We start from the raw sequence: 20,902 nt of genomic DNA on the forward strand, positions 1-20,902 counted from the left end.
CCTGGTGGAGCCGTTTCTAAGAAAGGGATGCACGAATGCTGCTATACCGGCTGTAACTTGCTTACTTCCAGAGTTCAGCAGCTTTGCGGGCCATCCGGAAGAAAAGCTCTTTGTCCAGCCCGGCCACCTGGCGGGCCTCGGCTTCTGAGTAGCCGTTCTCGGCGGCATTGATGTAGTCGTAATAGAGTTGGGCCAACTCCAGCGAGTCATCCTCAAAACAGTCTACCAGTTCCTCCGGAACAATTTTCTCAGGCTCAAACACTTTGGAAGGATACAGCTTGTCGAGTTGGTAAATGAGGTACTTCTGCTGTGTTTTGTTGGGCTTGCCTCCAAACAGGTGCTCAATAGGCAGGTCTTCATCCTCCTCGTCAAAGTCCTCGAAATCATCCTCTACTGCTAATGGCTCATACACAATAATGTCGTGGCCTGTCAGTTCGAGGTATTCATCGAATTGCTCTTTTATCGGTATGAGGGTAGGCGCATCGTACGGCTGATTGAGCACGTTGGCCATGTGCAGGGCAATCTCTTTTCCCTTTTCGCCGGCAGCAATCAGGATCTGGTTAAACTGACTGAAGTCACAGCCCAGGTAAGCAAACTTATACTCATCGTCGAGCACGGTAAAACACCAGAGTGTGATAAACTCTGTTTCGTCTATCACAACTGTATCGATGTACAGTTCATTTATCTGTACGTAGTGCGGCGAGTATTCCTGAGCATCCATGGGCTTTCCGATTTTAGTGTTGAAATATAGGTGCCTTTAGGGGTATAGTACAGTTTGTTAACGAGTATACGGAGTTTTACCTCGTATGGTAAACATTATATATATTTTTTTCTATCAATATACAGCGCAATAAGACTTCGCAGGCATTCATTTAGCCGCATGATATAGAATCTCTTTACCGCTGCAGTATTTTCTGTTCGTGCTTTTGTGCTATAATTTATTGATTTATAGTAATATATAAAATTGATTTTCTTTCGTAATAACGTGAAACCCACTAATCTCTTATCTGTGCAGGAAATTAGTGAAGAGCTGTTTTTTAAGGGTGAAAACTATTTCAATTGCCGGAGAGCTGCATTAAGCCTTGTTTAAGAGGCGGATTGGCGAACACCTGAATTAAAATTTAGGAGCATGGGTGCAATAGGCTTGCCTTTTCCTGTAGTTGCAGAGCTTAGGCGTTAAGACCAGATACGCTCTATAAACCGCTGCGCATTCAGGTAGGCTAACTTGTCAAGCTGCTCCTGTGGCACCTCGTCTTTCAGGCGGTTCAGGATATAATTGTAGCTGGTACCTGCCTGCTCGTGCTCTTTGTAGTAAAACGGAACACGGCTGAGGTCAGGATTATCGGCTGTGTAGAAGTAGTCGGCTCCAAAGCAGATGGTATCCTGTGCGCCTTTGCTGAGGCCGTATTGGATGTGGTGGAGGAGTGCCTCCGGTTCTTCTGTGTTCAGGAAAGCCCGCAGAAAGTTTATGCCAATCAACCCTTTCCTGTGGATGATTTCCTGTGTTATTTCATCGGGCAGGTTGCGGTTGTGTTCCCAGACAGGCCTGAAGTTAGAGTGGCTGGCTATGACAGGAATATCGAGACGTTCGCTGTCGATGTGGGTGAGGATGTCATGTGCCAGGGTGTCGCTGGTGTGGGAGAAATCAACGGCAATGCGGCGGCCGTGCAGGTAATCCAGCAGCATTTTTCCGTCGCGCGTTATCCCGCTTTGGGTCATGTTGCCGCCGCCAAAGCGGTTGGCCGTGTGGTGCGTTAAGCTGATGTACAAGATGCGGCCGCAGTCGGTAATGATTTTTTCTAGCTTTTTAAAACCGTCCTCCAGGGGTTCTACTTCCTCACAGAAGCCGGCTGCATTCTCTATGGCTGCTACCATGCCCACACTTCCTTCGTGCTGTATGGCTTCCTGCAGGCCCTCAATATCTGTTACCGCCGTCAGGCAATTATTCTCTTCCTCTGCCAACTGTTTAAACATGTCGCGCTGCAGGCCCGCATAGTGGGTACTGCCTGGTTCTGCGGCAGCGTATATCGCCATTACCTGCAGTTTCAGGTTGCCCTCTGTTAAGGCTGGCAGTGCACAGCCTATCTCTTCCACCTTGTCTGGTGCCGAGCCTGGTACATCTGTCAGGTACACCAGCAGGTCGCAGTGCATGTCTACAATAGGGAGGCGGGAGTTTATGATCATATCTGTTGTTTCTCTACTGCCTGATTACGGGAAAGAGCGGATGGAGGTGTCTTTTTTATAAAGCAGCGGCTGCTTTGATTCCTGTTCTAAAGGTAACCGCCTTGCAGGAATTGGGTTGGTGCTTCAGGTAGAGTTGCAGAAGGTCTAACGCAGGCTATGGTTGAAGCCTTGGGCAGGAACAGCACAAAAGAGCCAGCCCCTGCACATCAGGCAGGGGCTGGCTCTTTTGTATTGAATGCTATCGTTTACTAACGTGTACCAAATGTTAGCCCTAATGTCAGCATATACACAGAATTACGGGCATTTCTTAAATCACCCTGGAAATAATCGTCAGGAGCATCGCTGGTAAAATCAGTGAAGCTGCCAACATAACGAACGCCGACACTAAGTCCGCCAGGTGTGCCAAGTCCAATACCGGCAGCATAGCCTAATTCAAACCTGGTGAGGCCTTCGGTGCTGCTACGGTTTACAGCAGTGGGGTCTGGTGAACCATTAATGGTTGTTTCGGTTCTGTTGTTCACGCTAAGCAGGTAAGACGCCACTGGTCCGCCCTCAAAATATAGTGGGCCTGCATTTATACGGGCCAGAACAGGCAGTTCCAGGTAATTATAGTTTACGCTGCCTTTTCTGTTGTATGTCAGAGCATCTATTTCAAAGTCCTCCTCACTGTTCCTGAAACCTTTGTTTGAGTAATACAATTCAGGCTGGATAGAGAAGAAATCTTCCACGATGCCGAAATTTGCTGTTACACCAGCGTGCCACCCGAACTTATTGTTAAAGCGGCTGTCGTCTGTCACATCGCCTGCCAGATTAGATAAATTACCACCGGCTCTCACGCCAAAAGTGGCCTGGGCATCCGCCGTATATACTGTCGCTAATGCAAAAAATAATAAAAGTAGCTTCTTCATAGTTTAAAAATTTTCAGTTTCACATGCTTCTTTCGAAGGGTATACGGTACTTTGTACGATTCTTTTCATTTTTTTTGCATAAAATAACTGTTAATAATTCTTAACAGTTTGTGTTACAATAAAATATATAGATATAAAATGCATAGTATTTGTACTATATCCTAGCAGGAGCCAGGGGGTGGTGACTGCCAGCCTGTACTGATGGAGGACATGAAACAGGAGCAAAAGGCTGAGTTTTAGAAATCATCCTCCATGCCTCCACCGTTCTCTTCCCGCCCATTGCCCCGGCGCTCCTTCTCATTGTCGCTGTTGATGCGGTAGGTGAACCCGATGAAGGCAATGCGGGTCTGGCGCTTATTCCGGCTCTCCATTTCAAACCCCGGGCCAAAGCTGGTGAAGTTGAACTGGCGGGTGTTAAAGATGTCAGAAATACGCAGCGATACTGTGCCCCTATTGTTCAGCACCTCCTTCTTCAGGCCTAGGTCAGCACTGTACATTTGGTCCATGCGCCCCTGTATGTTCACCATCGGCGACCGGTAATTGGCCGATACCTGTATCGCCAGGTCTTTCCACACTGTCATAGTAGAGTTGAGCTTGGCATTCCAGCTGAATTGGTTTGTGCTGAGTTCGGTATCCCCCTGTGTGTCGTTCAGCTCTACCTGGAAGCCTGATACACTCGCATTCATGCGCCACCATTTGTAGGGGTTGTGCGTGCCTACTAACTCTATACCGTAGGAGGAGCTGTTAGACAAGTTCACGAAGGTTGTATAGGTAACACCCTGCTCAAAAGTACGGAAGCGCTGCACCTGGTCGGTGATGCGGCGATAAAATACGGAGGTGTTAAAAGAGGAATTGCCCCAGTATTTCAGGTATCCCAGCTCCAGCGAGTTAATGTATTCCGGCAGCAGCTCCGGGTTACCAGACCGGATGTTCAGGGGGTCGGTATAGTCAATAAACGGGTTCAGGTTCCAGGCCCGTGGCCTGTTGATGCGGCGGCTATAGCTGAACTGCACCTTGTTGTCATTAGTGAAGTCCTGCGTCAGGAACACGCTCGGGAACAGGCTGAAGTACTGGTTGTTGAACACCCTGTTTTGCGTGCGCTGGTCGGAGGTGGTATAGGTTTGCTCGGCGCGCAGCCCCACCTGGAAACTGAAAGCATTTATTTTGCTACTGAAGTTACTGTACGCAGCATGTATCTGTTCGTCATACACAAAGTGATTCGAAGCGTTTGTGTTTAGCAGCAGTTGCCCTGTTTCCGGTTCCACATCATAAAACAGGTTGTCGTTGTCCATTCGCTGAAAGCTGCTTCGGAAGCCTGCCTCAAGGCGGGTGTCTTCGCTAAAAGGGTGCACGTAATCTGACTGCACGAGCAGGCGACCTCTTACATTATCGGAAGTGGTGTGCTGCAACATAGGGGCCTCGTTCACCGAGCTGCCATCTGTATTGTCATACTGCTGAATAAAGTTGCTGTAGTCGTTTCCGCCACGCTCAAAATACGTCAGGTCGGCGGTAAGTTCCTGCCCTTTACGGTCGAAGGTGCGGCGGTAGCCCAGGTTCAGGTTGGCCACATAGTCTTTCTCTATCTCCTCGGTGGTGCGACGGAACTGGCTTTCCAATGTGCGGTCTATATCCAGGTTCCGGTAAATGATTTCGTTGAAGTTGTCCTCATTACCGGTTCGGTAAAAGACAGAGGCAGAGAGGGTGTTATAGTTATTTATCGCATAATCGGCTCCGAAGCGGAGGTTATGGGAGATATCGACGCCACGCCTGTATGACGACTGTTCCAGAAAAGAGGTGCTGTCGGTGCCGGGGTAATTGGTTCGGAAAGAACTGCCCCAGCGCGGGCGGTAGCTTCTCCTGAAGTCGTAGCCTGCGTTAAAATCCCACTTGTTATAGTGGTAGTTCAGGTTAATGGAGCTGTTGTAATTGTCGTAGGTGCCCACATTTACGGAGGCTACTCCGCTAAAGCCCGGTGCCCTGTCTTTTTTCAGGATGATGTTGATGATACCTGCTGTACCTTCCGGGTCATATTTGGAGGAGGGGTTTGTGATGAGCTCGATGTTCTCGATCATGCTGGCTGGTATCTGGTCCAGCCCCACATCCGCGAGTGCTGTGCGTTTGCCATCCACCAGAATCGTAACATTGGCGCTTCCCCGCATGTTTACATTGCCGTCTGTGTCCACTGTTACCGACGGCACATTCTGCAGGACATCGGCCACGGTTCCGCTTTGGGCGGCAATGTCCTGCTCTACGTTCACTACCTTTTTGTCCAGCTCAAACTCAACCAATTGCCGTTCTGCCGTTACCTCTACTTCAGATAAGCGCGTGGAGGTTGCCTTCAGCGAGATAGTGCCCAGGGATACATCTGGGTTATCAGCTCTTACCTTTATATCCGGCACAAATTTAGTCGGGAAGCCCACCATGGACACGCGGAGAATAAAATTGCCGTATGGTACCCGCTCAAGTATAAACACTCCTTCTATATCGCTGGTGGCGCCGGTTACAAGACTGGAGTCTTCAGCGGAGAGCAGTACCACATTAGCGAAGCCTACCGGGGAGTTGGAGGAAGCATCCATCAGGGTGCCCTCTACAGAGCCTTGTGCCGAAGCACCCGGTGCGGCAAGGAGGAGCGGTACTAATAACAGGGTCAATACATATAGGAAGGAATCATAAGTAGTTTTCATAGCAAATAGGGTCTTAAACAATGCAGCAGCTTATTACAAAGTCCTGAGGGTGGGGAAAGGACCTATATAGTTTATCGGGAACAGGAGGCGATAGTTGCCTGGCAAACGTATTAACCTGCTGGCCTGCTGGCATAGGTTAACCACCGTTGTACATATAGGACAGCAGAAAAGGCCTTTGGTTTAAAACCAAGGGGAAAAAAGCAGGGAAAGACCTGTAATTGAGGGGAGAGAAGGCAGGATGATCGGCTGAACTCCTTAGCTGGAGGCCAGGGTTTTGCTCAGGAAATCCCACACCACCACACCCGTGGCTACTGATATGTTGAGGGAGTGCTTAGTGCCGAACTGTGGTATTTCGAGCACCACATCTGAGGCACTCACCACGTCCTGCTCTACCCCGAACACCTCGTTGCCCAGCACAAAAGCATACGGTTGCCCTGGTGCTGGCTTAAATTCGTTGAGCATGGTGCTGTTCTCGACCTGTTCTACAGCACAAATCTTAAAGTCATCGGCCTGCAGTTTTTTCACCAGTTCCAGCGTGTCGGGCACGTGCTCCCATTCCACCGATTCGGTGGCGCCCAGGGCTGTTTTCTCGATATCGCGGTGGGGAGGAGTGCCGGTGATACCGCAGAGGTATATTTTCTGAACCATAAAGGCATCAGCAGTGCGGAAAACAGAGCCCACATTATTCAGGCTGCGCACATTGTCGAGCACCAAGACTAACGGTATTTTTTTCTTATTTTTGAAGTCCTCAACCGAGTCCCGGTTGAGTTCGTCCATGGAGAGTTTACGCATTTTTAAAGAAGTGTAAGATACAGGACGCAAGACACAAGACCTTTAAATAAGGTGCAGCGACTTGTATTGCCACAAAGGTCAGGCAGATGTGGCAGAAATCAAATTTTTGTTGCTTGCTGTTTGTTGATTGTTGGACGCAAAGGAACTATGTGGCAAGTGGATACTGCTAAATTTAGCAGTACAGCTTTTTTTAGCTTAGTTCTGGATTTCTTAATCCAGAACTAAGCCCGCCGGGGATTTCCTGGTCCGCGTTAACAGGAACACCAGTACGGGGGTTAGGAAATCCCGGCAGAGAACTATCGGACTAAGAAGTCCGATAGGGCAGAGGCATATAGGATTCTCCCCAGAGGGCCAGGGGTGGGTTACTATACGCTCACACCACTTATAATTCAGAACTCATAATGGCGATGCAGCAAGCATCCCGCAAAGTATACACAGGTATGAAAGGAGAAGGCAAAGGCACGGTAACCCCGCTCATGAAGCAGTATAACGCCATCAAGGCGAAGCATCCGGGGGCGCTGCTGCTGTTCAGGGTAGGGGATTTTTATGAAACCTTTGGCGAAGACGCCATCAAGGCCAGCAAGATTCTGGACATCGTGCTGACCAAGCGCGGCAACGGTTCGGCCTCCGAAACCGCACTGGCCGGTTTCCCGCATCACTCCCTGGACACCTATCTGCCCAAACTGGTACGGGCAGGAGAGCGCGTAGCTATCTGCGATCAGCTGGAAGACCCGAAGTCCGTGAAAGGCATCGTGAAGCGGGGTGTGACGGAGCTCGTGACACCAGGCGTTTCTTTTAACGACCAGGTGCTGGAAAGGCGCAGCAATAATTACCTGGCGGCAATACACTTCGGCAAAACAGAAACAGGCATCTCTTTCCTGGATGTGTCGACAGGTGAGTTTATCACCGCGCAAGGCGACAAAAACTATATCGGGAAGCTGCTGCAGAGCCTGGCCCCGGCCGAGGTGCTGTTCTGCAAGCGCGAAAAGGAAACCTTCATCGACCGCTACGGCCCAGACTTCCGCTATTATGCGCTGGAGCCCTGGGTGTTTAACTATGATACGGCCTACGAATCCCTGACACGCCACTTCAAGACTGCTTCACTGAAAGGCTTCGGTATTGAAGGCATGGCAGAAGGCATTATATCGGCAGGCGCTATCCTGCATTACCTGTCCGAAACGCAGCACAACGAAATCAGCCACATTGCCACCATCTCCCGCCTGGAGGAGGACAAGTATGTGTGGCTCGATCGCTTCACGGTACGTAACCTCGAACTGCTCTTCCCGCAGCACCCGGAAGGTGTGCCCCTGATACAGGTGCTGGACCAGACGGTAACCCCAATGGGCGCGCGCCTGCTGAAAAAGTGGGTGGTGCTGCCGCTGAAAGACGTAGCCCAAATCCGCCGCCGCCTGGATACCGTGGAGGCCCTGACAAAGCATGGAGATCTGCTGAACGAGCTCACGCAGCACCTGAAGCAAATAAACGACCTCGAGCGTCTTATCTCTAAAGTGGCCGTGCGGCGCGTGAACCCACGGGAGCTGGTGCAGCTTGCAAAGGCGCTGGAAGCCATCCTGCCTATCCAAAAAGCCTTAGCTTTGAGTGATATACCTGCCTTGCAGCGGCTGGCAGCGCAGTTAGCGCCATGCGATGGTCTGCGGGAAGAGATCCGGAATGTGCTGAAGCCGGAGCCACCTATGCTCACCAACCAGGGCAACATGATAAACGAGGGCGTGAATGCGGAGCTGGATGAACTGAGAGCTATTGCTTTCTCGGGCAAAGATTACCTGGCGCAGGTGCAGCAGCGCGAAATCAAAAATACCGGCATCAGCTCTCTTAAAATTGCCTACAACAAAGTATTCGGCTATTACCTGGAGGTAAGTAACGCGCACAAAGACAAAGTGCCGGCTTCCTGGATACGCAAACAGACATTGGTGAACGCTGAACGTTATATTACCGAGGAGCTGAAGACTTACGAGGAGAAGATTCTGAACGCCGAGGAGCGCATCTTCACCATCGAGTTCAGCCTGTTTAACGACCTGGTGCTGCATGCCCTGGATTATGTGGCGCAGGTACAGCAAAACGCTAAAGTAATTGGGGTTATCGACTGCCTCAGCTCCTTTGCCAGCATTGCTTTGAGCAGCAACTATGTGAAGCCGGATGTAAGCGACAGCCATGTGCTGGATATTAAGAAGGGCCGCCACCCGGTTATCGAGAAGCAATTGCCTTTAGGGGAGAGTTATGTGCCCAATGATATCCTTTTGGATAATGAGGAACAGCAGATCATCATCATCACAGGACCGAATATGGCCGGTAAAAGTGCTTTGCTGCGCCAGACGGCCCTGATTGTGCTGATGGCTCAGATTGGTTCTTTTGTGCCGGCAGAGGCCGCTGCGTTAGGTATTATCGATAAGATCTTCACCCGTGTGGGTGCCTCGGATAACCTCTCGAAGGGCGAATCTACCTTTATGGTGGAGATGACGGAGACGGCCAGTATCCTGAACAACCTCTCAGACCGCAGCCTGGTGCTGATGGATGAGATTGGCCGCGGTACCAGCACCTATGATGGTATTTCCATTGCCTGGGCCATTGTGGAGCACCTGCACAACCATCCGAAGTTCAAAGCCAAAACGCTCTTTGCCACGCACTACCATGAGCTAAACCAGCTGGCCGAGGACCTGCCGCGGGTAAAGAACTATAACGTATCGGTGCGTGAGGCAGGAGGCAAAATCCTGTTTATGCGCAAGTTGGTGGAAGGCGGCAGTGAGCACAGCTTCGGTATTCATGTGGCCCAGATGGCGGGGATGCCAAACAACGTGGTATTACGTGCCGACGAGATCATGCACCACCTCGAAAAGGAGAAGGTATCGGAGCATTCCCCGCAGCAGAAAATGAAAACAGCCCCCAAAAATAACTTCCAGCTCAGTATGTTCGAACTGAATGATCCCAATCTGGTGCGGGCAAAGGAGCTGATGGAAAACTTAGACATCAACACCATTACGCCGGTAGAGGCGCTGTTAAAGCTAAACGAGCTTAAAGGCCTTCTGCAGGATAAGGTGGTGAATTCGTAACACAGCGGCTTCCTTACTGTCAGTTGGAGGCTTTTGGAGGTTAAATAATTACATAAGCTATAAAAGAAGGAATTTATAGCTTATGTAATTTGCTAAAACAGCCCTTTCTAATGTTCAGAAGGAGCCAGGAGTTTAAAAAGTTTAAAAATTTTCTCCCTGAAAATCAGGTGGAAGGGTGAAAAGGGGAGAAAATTTTTGTAGAGGCTATTGACAAGTCAGATTTTGTCTATATCTTTGCATCACTAAATCACTACGGCGGTTTAGGAAAAACAAAAAAGCGGGAGTAGCTCAGTTGGTAGAGCGCGACCTTGCCAAGGTCGAGGCCGCGGGTTCGAATCCCGTCTCCCGCTCAGGCAAAATAAAAAGCAAAGACGTTGTGCTCTAACAACGTCTTTGCTTTTTAAAGTCTACACTTCAGGAACCGCTCCTGAAGGTTGCCGGGATGGTGGAATTGGTAGACACGCAAGACTTAAAATCTTGTGGCCGCAAGGCCGTGCGGGTTCGATTCCCGCTCCTGGTACAGCACGCCCTATATAGGTGAAACACAATCAACAGAAAAACCCGCTCTAGACACCGTTTAAGCGGGTTTTTGCTTTTATAGGCTTCCTGCTCGTAAAGGTACAAGCGCTAAAGGCAGGGCAAAGAGCAGATGTTCCAGAGGAAAAGCCTTATGGGTAGGCATGTATGGGTGCTAAAGTTGCGGGCAGCAAATTTCTGCAGGTTGTCCTATACGTGTTCAGGCCTTCAATCTGCTACGGTTAATTCAATGCAGAAATAAGCAACAGAGCCCAATAGCATGAGAGATAACATTGTTTTTGGTTTCATAGGTATGAATTTAATTTGGTGCAAATTGAAATAAAAGAGAGGCTGCCGCTAGCGTCCTTTATCTTAGGAACACTTTACCAGGTATATTGTTTGGGAAGGGGCTACTTACTTCTGGAAGAGGCAAATGTATGCCTGCATATAAAAGGTAAACGGGAAGTACATTTGCCAAAGCGTTCAAGAGAGCTAAAGAGTACGATGCGGGTTTGCACGCGCTGCAAAAGGGAGCAAAGGCTTTAACTGTATAGTATAAAAGAGACTAAAGGAGAAGTTGCTATTCTAGCAGCAGACAGCCGTGAACATAATTGTGGGAATACCACAGTTGAAGCAGGAGGTTACGGTTCCAGACCAGTATGCTGGTGCAGGCATGGATTATCAGACAAGCAAGATACATGGTAGGAAGAGCGTGAGGCATCCTAGCCTGTCTTCCTCCAAAAAATGGCATCTAGTTCAGTAAAGTCAGGGCGCTTACTCTACCTCGTTGCGGTGGCGGTAGGAATACCCGAAGATGAAAGCCACCATAGCCAGGCTCCAAGCGGAACACACAAAGTATATCTGCTTTAAGTAAGCTTGCTCCTCACGTGCACCCCAAACAGCGAGCGCTATCATCAGGAATGTCATAAAAAGGATTCGGAGTAAGTGTTCTTTGTCTCGGAGAAGGGTTTTTGAAAAGAGGAGGAAGTCTTTCATAATCCGTTCATGTTTAATGGAGAGGTAAACTACTGAATAATGGCTGTAAGTATTGCTTGCTGTTCTTATGTAATTATAGGAAAAGCACAATGCAAACGCAAATTTTGAGAGATAAAATCCTAAACTTTTTGTTAATTCACTCGTAATGAGGCTGAAATTCCAGTTTAAATTCCTGAGGGAATACCAGTAGGTGAAGCTCCGAAAGCATCCAGGTAAACCAGGAACCGGGGCTTCACTCCTGCCACTTTTGCTTTTCCATTCCTGTTGCTGTTGCCGTAAAAGTGCCATTCAGGTTCCGGTTGCTTGCGGGCGGACAAATTTGAGCTAGGAGTTTATACAAAGACCCACTTCCTGGCGCTGCTGTCTTTTATTTGCTGCATTGACACTCTAAAATGATGCTCATGCAGCAAATAAAAGACAGAAAATATGGTACAGTATTAGCGTGCCAGATCCTGGCTGCGGTTCGCGTCGATGGCGATGAGGATGAACAGCAGGATAGTAAAAGACCACAAAGAGGAGCCACCATAGCTAAAGAAGGGCAGTGGAATCCCCACTACAGGCGCCAACCCAATAGTCATACCTACATTCACCAGAAAGTGAAAGAAGATAATTGAAGCTACGCAGTAGCCGTAGGTGCGCCCAAAGACTGATTTCTGCCGTTCGGCAATCATCACGATACGGGTCAGCAGGAACATGAACAGGCCAATCAAGATGGTGCTGCCTACCCAACCCTGCTCTTCCCCAATGGTACAGAAGATAAAGTCAGTACTTTGCTCCGGCACAAAGTCAAATTTGGTTTGAGTACCTTCCAGAAATCCTTTGCCCCAGAAGCCACCGGAGCCAATCGCAATTTTGGATTGTGTTACGTTCCAGCCGTAACCGAGTGGGTCTGCCTCCGGGTTGATAAGGGCCTTGATGCGGTTCTGCTGGTGAGGCTGCAGTACGTTGTTTACAAAGAAGTCAACACTGAATATCATACCCACTACCACTGCCCATAAGGCAATCATAGTTTTGTAGCGGCGCAGCAGGCGGTAGTCCAGCCAGGTGGCTAGCGCCAGTAGCACCGTTACCCCCATGATCAGGTATATCTTCGGAATAAGCAGCGTAAGAATGAAAATAGCGGCTGCGGAGCCCCCAATAATTAGAATCAGCGGCGAAATGCCTTCACGGAAGTAGGCAAGTATGAAAGCCGCAAACACCAGTGCCGAACCTGTCTCGTTCTGCATGATGATAATGGCAGGAGGCAGTAGCGTAATAGCCGCCAGTTTCATCTGGTCTTTGAAGTTCTGCTGGCGCAGGTTAATCGTGCTCAGGAACTTGGAGGCGGCCAGCGCTGTGGCAAACTTAGCCAGTTCGGCAGGCTGCAGGCGTATGCCTCCTCCTAAATCAAGCCAGGACCTGGAGCCTGCAATGGGCTTGGCCACCACCAGCGTAACCAGCAGGAGCAGGATAATACCACCGTAAATGGGGTAAGCGAGGTGCTCATATACCTTATAATCCACCACCAGCAACACAATGATGAGTATTAGGGAGGCACCAATCCACACCAGCTGCTTACCGGAGTTAATATCGAAGCTCATGATGTTTACCACGTTGTCAGGGCTGTAAACGGCTGCGTAAATGTTCATCCAGCCCAGGCCCACTAACAGGAAGTACATCAGCACGGTCAGCCAGTCCATGTTCTGGAGCATACGGCTCCCGGAGGAGCGCCTGCCCGGAGCGGGAGACATCACCCTGCTGCTTCCAATTACTTTCTGCTCAACACCCATGGCCTTAGTTAGATTTAATGTTCAGATACTCTCTGCTGAGTACCCACTTCTCCTGTTCCTTTATAGTAACAGTATCTGTTAAATACTGCTCAATCATCAGGCCTGCAATAGGAGCCGCTGACTGTCCTCCCCACTTGCCATGCTCCACATACACCGCAATGGCGATTTTAGGGTCCTCTTTGGGTGCAAAGGCCACGAATACGGCGTGGTCAGCACCCTGTGGGTTCTGAGCGGTACCGGTCTTGCCACAAACTACAATGCCCACCTTTTCCAGGTTCGCTCTCCGGGCTGTGCCGGCGCGCACCACTTCTGCCATGCCTTCAATGATAGGCTCAAAATGCTTTGCGCTAACAGAAGTGTAATGCTTTTCCTGGTACTCTTTCAGCGGCTTCCCGTTCCCGCCAACCGATCGGATGATGTGCGGTGTTACATAATAACCCTTGTTGGCGACTATTGCCATAAAGTTTGCCATCTGGAGCGGCGTCACGCCCAGTTCACCCTGACCAATGCTGAGGGAGTAAATGGTAGAATATTTCCAGCGGTTCTTTCCGTACACGCGGTCATACAAGTCAGTGGAGGCGATGATGCCTGATTTCTCACCCGGAATGTCGATGCCCAGCTTCTGTCCGAACCCAAACGTGAGCACCTGCTCCCGCCAGTCTTTCAAGCCAAGGGCTGTGTCTTTGAACGTGTTCTTAGACCTGCCCCTGTTAATAAGCGCTTTGTAAGCCTGATAAAAGTAAGGGTTACAGGAGTGCTGCACAGCACCATATAAATTCAGCGGCGATGGATGAGCATGGCAGTTCACCAGTGCTTTGTTACACGCAAATGTTGTCTGGGGCGTAATGGCTCCCTCCTCCAGGGCAATTAAGGCCTGTGTCAGTTTAAAAATAGAGCCGGGGGGATTCCGGTCGGCCATGATCGGGCGGTTGAACATGGTTTTGTTCGAGTCCTGAAGCAAGGTCATATAGTTCTTGCCGTAGTCTTTGCCGGTAAATAAATTGGGATCGTAGAAAGGCGCTGAGACGTAAGCTAAAATCTCTCCTGTAGCAGGCTCAATTGCCACAATACTGCCTTTGGCGCCATTCATCAGGTATTCGCCATAGGCCTGCAGGTCTAGGTCGATGGTGCTGATGAGGTTCTCGCCGGCTACAGAAAGTGTGTCGTAGGCGCCATCCTTAAACGAGCCTTTCTCCACGCCCCGCACGTTCACCATTTTGTACTTCACTCCCCGCTTGCCCATCAGGTACTGCTCATACTCCAGCTCTATACCGCTTTTGCCAATATAGTCGCCGGGGCGGTAACCTCTGTAGGTGGAGTCTTCCAGCTGCTTCGGACTGATTTCAGCAATATAACCCAGCGCATGTGCCAGGCTTTGGTGTGGATAGCCACGCGCTGTGCGGGCATTGATATAGAAGCCAGGGAAGTCAATGAGGTTGTCCTGGATGCGGGCAAATTCCTCTGTGCTGAGCTTCTGGTAAAAAGCAGAGGGTTGTACGTAAGAATAAGCGCGAGCCTTTTTCAGGCGCTCCCGCACATCCTCCAGAGGCAGGTTTACCAGTTCCACCAGGCGCAGGGTATCCAGTGCCTTTACCTCTTTGGGTATCACCATCAGGTCATATACCGGTGTGTTCTGCACTAGTAGCTCTCCGTTACGGTCGTATATCAGGCCCCGGAACGGATACTGGACAACAGGTTTGATGGCATTGGTTTCAGCAGCCTGCTTGTAGCTGCTGTCCACCACCTGGATGTAGAATAAACGGAGGGCAAAAAGGGCACCCACCAACAGGAAGATGCCTTGAATAATGTACTTGCGAGTCTCTAGGTAGTTCATCTATAATCTATCCGCTCTCGTTTAGGCGAAAAGAACAGGAGCTGGAGAATGACCATCACGATTGTTGTGAACAGGGTGCTGGCCAGTATCTTGCCTAGTGTATACAAAGCTGTCTGGAAGTTGATTGTTTCCAGAAAGAACACTGCCGCATGATGAAACAGTGCCAGCATGAGCGTATAGGCCAGAAACCAACGCCAACCCATCACGTGAATGTTAACGGAATCTCCGGCATCATAACCGTCACGTGGTGTTAGAAGGTTCAATACATGCGGCCTTAAAAAAGCCAGTAATACGCTGGCAGCTGCGTGTATGCCCACAGTATCGTAAAACATGTCTACTGTAAAGCCTGTCATAAAGCCGAGTAGCAGCAGCCACACCCTGTTCATGCCAATAGGCAAAAACAACAGAAAAGCAATGTAGATGAAGCAGAAACCGGTACTGAAGAGCACCAGGTTGTCCATTAGCAGAATCTGTAATGCTACAAACAGTATAAACTGCAGGATATGCCGTATGCCAAAACTACTGTTCATCTGTAACGATTCCTGCCTCCTGTTCTAAGTTTTCGCGTTCTTCTTTTTTTGTGTTCTCCACCACATACACGTAAGAAAGCTGTGCAAAATCAACAGCCAGTTGAAGCCTTATCGTGTAAAAACTCTTATCCTGCTCTTTTTCCACAGATGTGATAGTGCCCACTATTATGCCTTCCGGGAAAACAGTGTTAAAGCCACTTGTCACCACAGTGTCGCCTGCAGCAGGGTTCACATGTAGCGGAATGTAGTCCAGCAGGGCCGTGCGGTAGTCGCCGCCGTTCCACTTAACTGTGCCAAATGTGTCACTGCTCCTTATCTTGGCTGATACCAGCATCTGCGAGTGCAGCACAGAGGTAACTGTGGCATAATCTCTTGATACTGTCTTGACACGGCCTACCACCCCGTCAGGAGAGATAACACCCATACCTGGCTTTACGCCATCCGCAGCGCCAACAGAAAGTGTCAGGTAGTTGTTCATGCGGCGCACCGAATTGTTGATTACCCTGCCAGCGTGCAGGATATAGGGTGCGGTTTTGCTTGTGTCGGTGGCGGCGTAGAAGGTGGTGTCCAGCACATTGGTGCTGTCGAAAACCTGCTGCGTACGGTATCGCATCAACTCCTTCCGCAATTCCGCATTTTCGTGCGCCAGCGAGTTGTTGACGGATGTTAACCGGAAATAGTCTGTTATCCCGCTCTGGAACTCCAGCACCTGCCCCACGTAATTGTTTGCCGAATTAAAGAAAGCGGCACCCTGGTACGTGTTATAACGCACAATCAGGTACACGCACAATACCTCTAGTAGCACAAACAGGAGGAAAGCACGGAACCGGTAAATAAAAGCAAAAAGATTCCGCATGAAGCAGCCCTGTTAGGTGAGCAGGACGTTCTTAAATCCTTCGATGTTCTTAATAGCAGCACCTGTACCACGTACCACAGCCCTCAGCGGGTCTTCCGCAATGTGGATAGGCAGTTTTGTTTTAGCAGCCAGGCGCTTGTCCAGGCCACGCAGCAGCGCGCCACCGCCTGTCAGGTGAATGCCGTTGTCGTAGATGTCAGCAGATAGCTCCGGCGGCGCAATTTCCAGCGCCTTCAGCACAGCCTCCTCTATTTTAGAAACGGATTTATCTAAAGCAATGGCAATTTCCTGGTATGTTACCTTGATCACCTTCGGGATACCTGTCATCAGGTCGCGGCCACGTATTTCGTAGTCGGCAGGTGGGTTCTCAATCTCTGTCAGCGCAGCACCTACCTCTATCTTAATTTTCTCAGCAGAGCGCTCTCCAATCAGCAGGTTGTGCTGGCGGCGCATATAGTCCAGGATGTCCTTGGTGAACACGTCCCCGGCAATGCGGATAGACTGGTCGCACACGATACCGGAAAGGGCTACTACGGCAATTTCTGTTGTACCACCCCCAATGTCCACAATCATAGAGCCGATGGGTTGCTCTACATCGATGCCGATACCGATGGCCGCAGCCATTGGCTCCTGGATCATCCACACTTCTTTAGCGCCGGCATGTTGGGCAGAGTCACGTACAGCGCGTTTTTCCACTTCTGTGATGCCGGATGGAATACAGATAACCATGCGGTGGGACGGCTGGAACAGGCGGCGGCCTGTGTCAATCATCTTGATCATGCCGCGTATCATTTCCTCAGCCGCGTGGAAGTCAGCAATCACACCGTCTTTCAGCGGGCGGATCGTTTTGATATTCTCGTGGGTTTTCTCGTGCATCTGCATTGCCTGGCGCCCGATAGCCAGTACTTTGCCTGTGGTGCGGTCAACGGCGATAATGGAAGGCTCGTCTACTACAATTTTATCGTTATGGATGATCAGCGTATTGGCAGTACCGAGGTCAATTGCTATATCACTGGTCAAAAAGTTGAATAGTCCCATTCTAAAGCGTCAGGCACTATAGTGCCTAATTATATTTTAAATATACAATGTTCCTGGTCAGAAACTTGCGGCAAAATTAGTGAATTTCAGCGGAATTAATAACGTAGCAGTCAAAGCCTAACAAATTAAAGGTTTTTTATACCGTCTATCCTGCACTATGCTGCAGAAGAACCTGTATAACGGATGCAGTGGCAAAAAATTGAAGGCTTTTTTGTTTTCTTCTCATGGGCAGGAGGCGGTGAGCCGGCAGGCGAAGCATAAAAAAGTCCCTAGGTCTTTCAGAACCCAAGGACTTTCAACGCTATAAGAGCAAGGTTTAATGTTTGAAATGGCGCACGCCTGTCATCACCATTGCCATGTCATGGGCATCGCAGTAGTCAATAGAGTCCTGGTCTTTGATGGAACCGCCGGGCTGTACCACTGCCTTGATACCGGCCTGGTTTGCCACCTCCACGCTGTCCGCAAATGGGAAGAAAGCGTCGGAGGCCATTACCGTTTTGCTCACGTCAAAGCCAAAGCTACGGGCTTTCTCAATTGCCTGGCGCATGGCATCAATGCGGGAGGTCTGACCTACACCACTGGAATACATCATTTTGTCTGTTGCCAGTACGATGGTGTTCGACTTGGTGTGCTTGCAAACCTTAGCGGCAAATACAAATGCCTTTTTCTCTTCCGCTGTTGGCTCACGCTTTGTCACGGTTCTGAAGTCAGCCTCTGTTTCAGTCGCTAAATCCTTGTCCTGCTCAATTACACCGTTCAACAATGTCTTAAACAGTTTTGTAGGCAGCTCTACCGGCTTTTGCTTCAGTAGGATGCGGTTTTTCTTTGACTTTAACAGATGCAGGGCATCGGCGTCAAACTCAGGGGCAATGAGGACCTCGAAAAACAGCTTGTTCAGCTCTTCTGCAGCAGGCAGGTCGATGGTTCTGTTGGCGAAGATGACGCCACCGAAGGCAGACACCGGGTCAGAAGAAAGCGCCAGCAGGTAAGCTTCTTTTATCGTGTCGGCGGTAGCGCAGCCGCATGCGTTGGTATGCTTCAGGATGGCCACGGTAGGCTCCTCAAATTCTGCACCCAGTGCCACGGCAGCATCCACATCCACCAGGTTGTTGTAAGACAGTTGCTTACCATTCAGCTGCTCGAAAAGGTCTTCCAGTTTTCCATAGAATGTGCCTTTCTGGTGCGGGTTCTCGCCGTAGCGCAGCGGGGTGCTTTCACGCTCGCTTTGCTTAAATACCTGTTCCTCGCCATTGGCGTTCAAGTAGTTGAAGATATGGGTGTCGTAGTGAGAGGAAACATCGAAAGCCTTGGCAGCAAAGCGCTTGCGGTCTTCCAGGTCTGTGGCGCCATCCTTGGCTTGCAGTAGCTCTACTACAGCATCGTACTGGTCCCTGGACGATACAATCAGCACATCCTTAAAATTTTTAGCTGCTGCGCGAATCAGGGAGATACCGCCGATATCTATTTTCTCAACCACGTCTGCCTCCGAAGCACCTGAGGCCACTGTTTCTTCAAACGGATACAAATCCACTACCACCAGGTCGATGGGCGGAATCTCGAATTTCTCTCTTTCAGTAAGGTCGCTTTCGTTGTCGCGGCGGTGCAGGATGCCACCGAATACTTTCGGGTGAAGCGTTTTTACACGGCCTCCGAAAATAGACGGGTAAGCTGTCAGGTCTTCTACAGCTACTACCTTGGCGCCCTGCTCCTCTAAGAAGGTCTGCGTGCCGCCGGTAGAGTAAATCGTCACGTTGTGCTGCTTCAGAAGCTCTACAAGTGACTCCAGGCGGTCTTTATAGTAAACCGAGATGAGTGCGGATTTGATTTTAACGGATTGCATGGTATGGGTTATTTGTAAGGTTAATCTTCTTTATCAGGTTGATTTTGTTCTGCTAACAATTGCTCCACCACCAGGGGCAGGTACCTGTGCTCTAACTGCAGCACACGGGCAGCAAGGTCCTCCGGCGTATCGGTGGGCAGCACCGGGCAGCGCTCCTGCCGTATAAAAGCGCCTTTGTCGTACTCTTCGTTGATGTAGTGGATGGTGATGCCGGACTCCTTTTCACCGGCCTGCACCACAGCGGTGTGCACATGCAGCCCATGCATGCCTTTGCCGCCATACTGTGGCAGCAGGGCCGGGTGTATGTTGATGATGCGGTTCGGGAAGGCCTGGAGCAGGTTTTTGGGCACCAGCCACAGGAAGCCTGCCAGCACAATCAGGTCCGGGTTAAACTGCTGTAGCTGCTGCAGTACCTTGTCAGAGTTCAGGAACTCCTCGCGTGAAAACAAAAGAGCCGGGACATGATATGTCTCGGCTCTTTTTAGGGCATACGCTTTCGGGTTGTTGGAGAACAGGGCGGCCACACGTATTTCCGGGTGGTGCTCGAAGTGCTCCAGCAGGCGCTGGGCATTGCTCCCCGAACCCGAAGCAAAAATGACTATATTCTTCTTATCTGGTCGTTCCAAAAGTACAGTTTGTAATGAAGCCGCAAATATAGCGGGTTTGCCTGTAGAAGCCAGCAAGTATGGCTGATATTATGTAAGGGAGGGGAAGAAGTGAGTAAAGTTCTCTGGTCAGATGAAGGAGAATCCACCCTTGGCCCCTCCGAGGAGGGGAATCTTTTCTTCTATTGCAGAATTCCCTCTACGGAATCCTCTTAATGTCCTTTGCTGGTGCGAGCTTACAGCTCGTATCTCCATCCTTTTCACCGTACAAACCACATTGATGAAAAAGGTTCAAGAAAAGGTACGAGCTGCAAGCTCGCACCAGCGTAAGTATAATCCTTTGCTGTTACGCCTATTAATTTAAATCTCTATAAGTTGACTACTCTACGGAATCCACTTAATGTCCTTGAAGTTCGGCTTTCTCTTCTCTAAAAAGGCATTGCGACCTTCTTTGGCTTCCTCGGTCATATAAGTGAGGCGTGTGGCTTCGCCGGCAAAAATCTGCTGGCCTACCATGCCGTCGTCGGTAGCGTTGAAGGCAAACTTGAGCATTTTAATGGAGGTAGGGGACTTCTCCAGAATTTCCTGTGCCCACTGGTAAGCAGTATCCTCTAACTCTTCGTGCGGAATCACAGCGTTCACCATGCCCATGTCGTAGGCGTCCTGCGCAGAATAGTTTCTACCCAAAAAGAAGATTTCACGGGCACGCTTTTGGCCAACCATTTTTGCCAGGTAAGCCGAACCATAGCCGCCATCGAAGCTGGTTACGTCGGCATCAGTCTGCTTGAAAATGGCATGCTCTTTACTTGCCAGCGTCAGGTCACAGACTACATGCAAACTGTGGCCGCCGCCTACTGCCCAGCCTGGTACCACGGCAATCACCACCTTAGGCATAAAGCGAATCAGGCGCTGCACTTCCAGAATGTTCAGGCGGGGCATTCCTTCCTCATCCACATAGCCCTGGTGGCCACGTGCATTCTGGTCGCCGCCACTACAGAAGGAGTAAACGCCATCTTTGGTAGACGGGCCTTCTGCCGAAAGCAGCACAACGCCGATGGAGGTGTCTTCGCGGGCATCCAGGAAAGCCTCAAAAAGCTCCGCTACGGTTTTAGGCCGAAAAGCATTGCGCACGTTTGGCCGGTTAAAGGCAATGCGGGCTACGCCGTCTGATTTTTTATAGGTTATATCCTGGTATTCTTTTACGGTTGTCCAATTTGCTTTACTCATGTCTCTTCTTTTGAGGTAAAATCACGTGGGGTAAAATTACAGCTTTTGACCTTCA

General features: G+C 49.9%; 15 protein-coding genes and 2 tRNA genes. 3 read left to right on the forward strand and 14 right to left on the reverse strand.

The window, feature by feature from the left end:
• Window positions 1-61 precede the first annotated feature (61 nt).
• From ACYVB1_RS06425 to ACYVB1_RS06445, 5 genes are all read right to left on the reverse strand, one after another.
• Window positions 62-721 carry a hypothetical protein gene (locus ACYVB1_RS06425; RefSeq protein WP_460921876.1) on the reverse strand — a complete coding sequence of 220 codons (660 nt, stop codon included), beginning with the start codon at window positions 719-721 and terminating at the stop codon, window positions 62-64.
• 455 nt (window positions 722-1,176) lie between these two features.
• Window positions 1,177-2,184, reverse strand: coding sequence for a dipeptidase (locus tag ACYVB1_RS06430; RefSeq protein ID WP_460921878.1), 1,008 nt, complete (start codon window positions 2,182-2,184; stop codon window positions 1,177-1,179).
• A 248-nt stretch (window positions 2,185-2,432) separates the two neighbouring features.
• Window positions 2,433-3,092 (reverse strand): porin family protein, encoded by a 660-nt coding sequence (locus ACYVB1_RS06435; RefSeq protein ID WP_460921880.1) that lies wholly within the window; start codon window positions 3,090-3,092, stop codon window positions 2,433-2,435.
• 236 nt (window positions 3,093-3,328) lie between these two features.
• A complete protein-coding gene (locus ACYVB1_RS06440) occupies window positions 3,329-5,776 on the reverse strand; it encodes a TonB-dependent receptor (RefSeq protein WP_460921882.1) in 2,448 nt (815 codons plus the stop codon).
• Window positions 5,777-6,031: 255 nt separating this feature from the next.
• Entirely contained in the window at window positions 6,032-6,568 is a 537-nt protein-coding gene (locus ACYVB1_RS06445; protein ID WP_460921884.1) for an RNA methyltransferase, read from the reverse strand.
• A gap of 440 nt (window positions 6,569-7,008) precedes the next feature.
• Between ACYVB1_RS06445 and mutS the strand changes: the two genes are divergently transcribed.
• The 3 genes from mutS (at window position 7,009) to ACYVB1_RS06460 (ending at window position 10,156) form a co-directional block, all read left to right on the forward strand.
• On the forward strand, window positions 7,009-9,636 hold the full coding sequence (mutS, locus tag ACYVB1_RS06450; RefSeq protein ID WP_460921948.1) for a DNA mismatch repair protein MutS: 2,628 nt from the start codon (window positions 7,009-7,011) through the stop codon (window positions 9,634-9,636).
• A 277-nt stretch (window positions 9,637-9,913) separates the two neighbouring features.
• Window positions 9,914-9,986 (forward strand) — tRNA-Gly (locus ACYVB1_RS06455).
• An 86-nt stretch (window positions 9,987-10,072) separates the two neighbouring features.
• Window positions 10,073-10,156 (forward strand) — tRNA-Leu (locus tag ACYVB1_RS06460).
• A gap of 770 nt (window positions 10,157-10,926) precedes the next feature.
• Here ACYVB1_RS06460 and ACYVB1_RS06465 read toward each other — a convergent pair.
• From ACYVB1_RS06465 to ACYVB1_RS06505, 9 genes are all read right to left on the reverse strand, one after another.
• A complete protein-coding gene (locus ACYVB1_RS06465; protein WP_460921886.1) occupies window positions 10,927-11,148 on the reverse strand; it encodes a hypothetical protein in 222 nt (73 codons plus the stop codon).
• 437 nt (window positions 11,149-11,585) lie between these two features.
• The gene (gene rodA / locus ACYVB1_RS06470) at window positions 11,586-12,917 is read right to left on the reverse strand and encodes a rod shape-determining protein RodA (RefSeq protein WP_460921888.1); all 1,332 of its coding nucleotides are present in this window, start codon (window positions 12,915-12,917) and stop codon (window positions 11,586-11,588) included.
• A 4-nt stretch (window positions 12,918-12,921) separates the two neighbouring features.
• Window positions 12,922-14,751, reverse strand: coding sequence for a penicillin-binding protein 2 (gene mrdA / locus ACYVB1_RS06475; protein WP_460921890.1), 1,830 nt, complete (start codon window positions 14,749-14,751; stop codon window positions 12,922-12,924).
• A complete protein-coding gene (locus ACYVB1_RS06480) occupies window positions 14,748-15,281 on the reverse strand; it encodes a hypothetical protein (protein WP_460921892.1) in 534 nt (177 codons plus the stop codon). The genes mrdA and ACYVB1_RS06480 overlap by 4 nt, the downstream gene beginning before the upstream one ends.
• The gene (mreC, locus tag ACYVB1_RS06485) at window positions 15,271-16,137 is read right to left on the reverse strand and encodes a rod shape-determining protein MreC (RefSeq protein WP_460921894.1); all 867 of its coding nucleotides are present in this window, start codon (window positions 16,135-16,137) and stop codon (window positions 15,271-15,273) included. Before mreC ends, ACYVB1_RS06480 begins: the two co-directional genes overlap by 11 nt.
• Window positions 16,138-16,149: 12 nt before the next feature.
• Window positions 16,150-17,175: a rod shape-determining protein gene (locus ACYVB1_RS06490; protein WP_115565171.1), complete on the reverse strand. Its 1,026-nt coding sequence runs from the start codon at window positions 17,173-17,175 to the stop codon at window positions 16,150-16,152.
• Between the two features lie 316 nt (window positions 17,176-17,491).
• Entirely contained in the window at window positions 17,492-19,015 is a 1,524-nt protein-coding gene (purH, locus tag ACYVB1_RS06495) for a bifunctional phosphoribosylaminoimidazolecarboxamide formyltransferase/IMP cyclohydrolase (RefSeq protein ID WP_460921896.1), read from the reverse strand.
• A 20-nt stretch (window positions 19,016-19,035) separates the two neighbouring features.
• Window positions 19,036-19,641 (reverse strand): phosphoribosylglycinamide formyltransferase, encoded by a 606-nt coding sequence (gene purN, locus ACYVB1_RS06500; protein ID WP_460921898.1) that lies wholly within the window; start codon window positions 19,639-19,641, stop codon window positions 19,036-19,038.
• Between the two features lie 363 nt (window positions 19,642-20,004).
• The gene (locus ACYVB1_RS06505; RefSeq protein ID WP_460921900.1) at window positions 20,005-20,847 is read right to left on the reverse strand and encodes a 1,4-dihydroxy-2-naphthoyl-CoA synthase; all 843 of its coding nucleotides are present in this window, start codon (window positions 20,845-20,847) and stop codon (window positions 20,005-20,007) included.
• Window positions 20,848-20,902: the final 55 nt, after the last annotated feature.

The sequence above is a fragment of the Pontibacter brevis genome, from assembly GCF_054779655.1.

Bases quoted from the DNA above. Each gene is read 5' to 3' on its own strand.
- ACYVB1_RS06425 (WP_460921876.1), bottom strand. From the start codon at position 721: ATGGATGCTCAGGAATACTCGCCGCACTACGTACAGATAAATGAACTG.
- ACYVB1_RS06430 (WP_460921878.1), bottom strand. From the start codon at position 2,184: ATGATCATAAACTCCCGCCTCCCTATTGTAGACATGCACTGCGACCTG.
- ACYVB1_RS06435 (WP_460921880.1), bottom strand. From the start codon at position 3,092: ATGAAGAAGCTACTTTTATTATTTTTTGCATTAGCGACAGTATATACG.
- ACYVB1_RS06440 (WP_460921882.1), bottom strand. From the start codon at position 5,776: ATGAAAACTACTTATGATTCCTTCCTATATGTATTGACCCTGTTATTA.
- ACYVB1_RS06445 (WP_460921884.1), bottom strand. From the start codon at position 6,568: ATGCGTAAACTCTCCATGGACGAACTCAACCGGGACTCGGTTGAGGAC.
- mutS (WP_460921948.1), top strand. From the start codon at position 7,009: ATGAAAGGAGAAGGCAAAGGCACGGTAACCCCGCTCATGAAGCAGTAT.
- ACYVB1_RS06465 (WP_460921886.1), bottom strand. From the start codon at position 11,148: ATGAAAGACTTCCTCCTCTTTTCAAAAACCCTTCTCCGAGACAAAGAA.
- rodA (WP_460921888.1), bottom strand. From the start codon at position 12,917: ATGGGTGTTGAGCAGAAAGTAATTGGAAGCAGCAGGGTGATGTCTCCC.
- mrdA (WP_460921890.1), bottom strand. From the start codon at position 14,751: ATGAACTACCTAGAGACTCGCAAGTACATTATTCAAGGCATCTTCCTG.
- ACYVB1_RS06480 (WP_460921892.1), bottom strand. From the start codon at position 15,281: ATGAACAGTAGTTTTGGCATACGGCATATCCTGCAGTTTATACTGTTT.
- mreC (WP_460921894.1), bottom strand. From the start codon at position 16,137: ATGCGGAATCTTTTTGCTTTTATTTACCGGTTCCGTGCTTTCCTCCTG.
- ACYVB1_RS06490 (WP_115565171.1), bottom strand. From the start codon at position 17,175: ATGGGACTATTCAACTTTTTGACCAGTGATATAGCAATTGACCTCGGT.
- purH (WP_460921896.1), bottom strand. From the start codon at position 19,015: ATGCAATCCGTTAAAATCAAATCCGCACTCATCTCGGTTTACTATAAA.
- ACYVB1_RS06505 (WP_460921900.1), bottom strand. From the start codon at position 20,847: ATGAGTAAAGCAAATTGGACAACCGTAAAAGAATACCAGGATATAACC.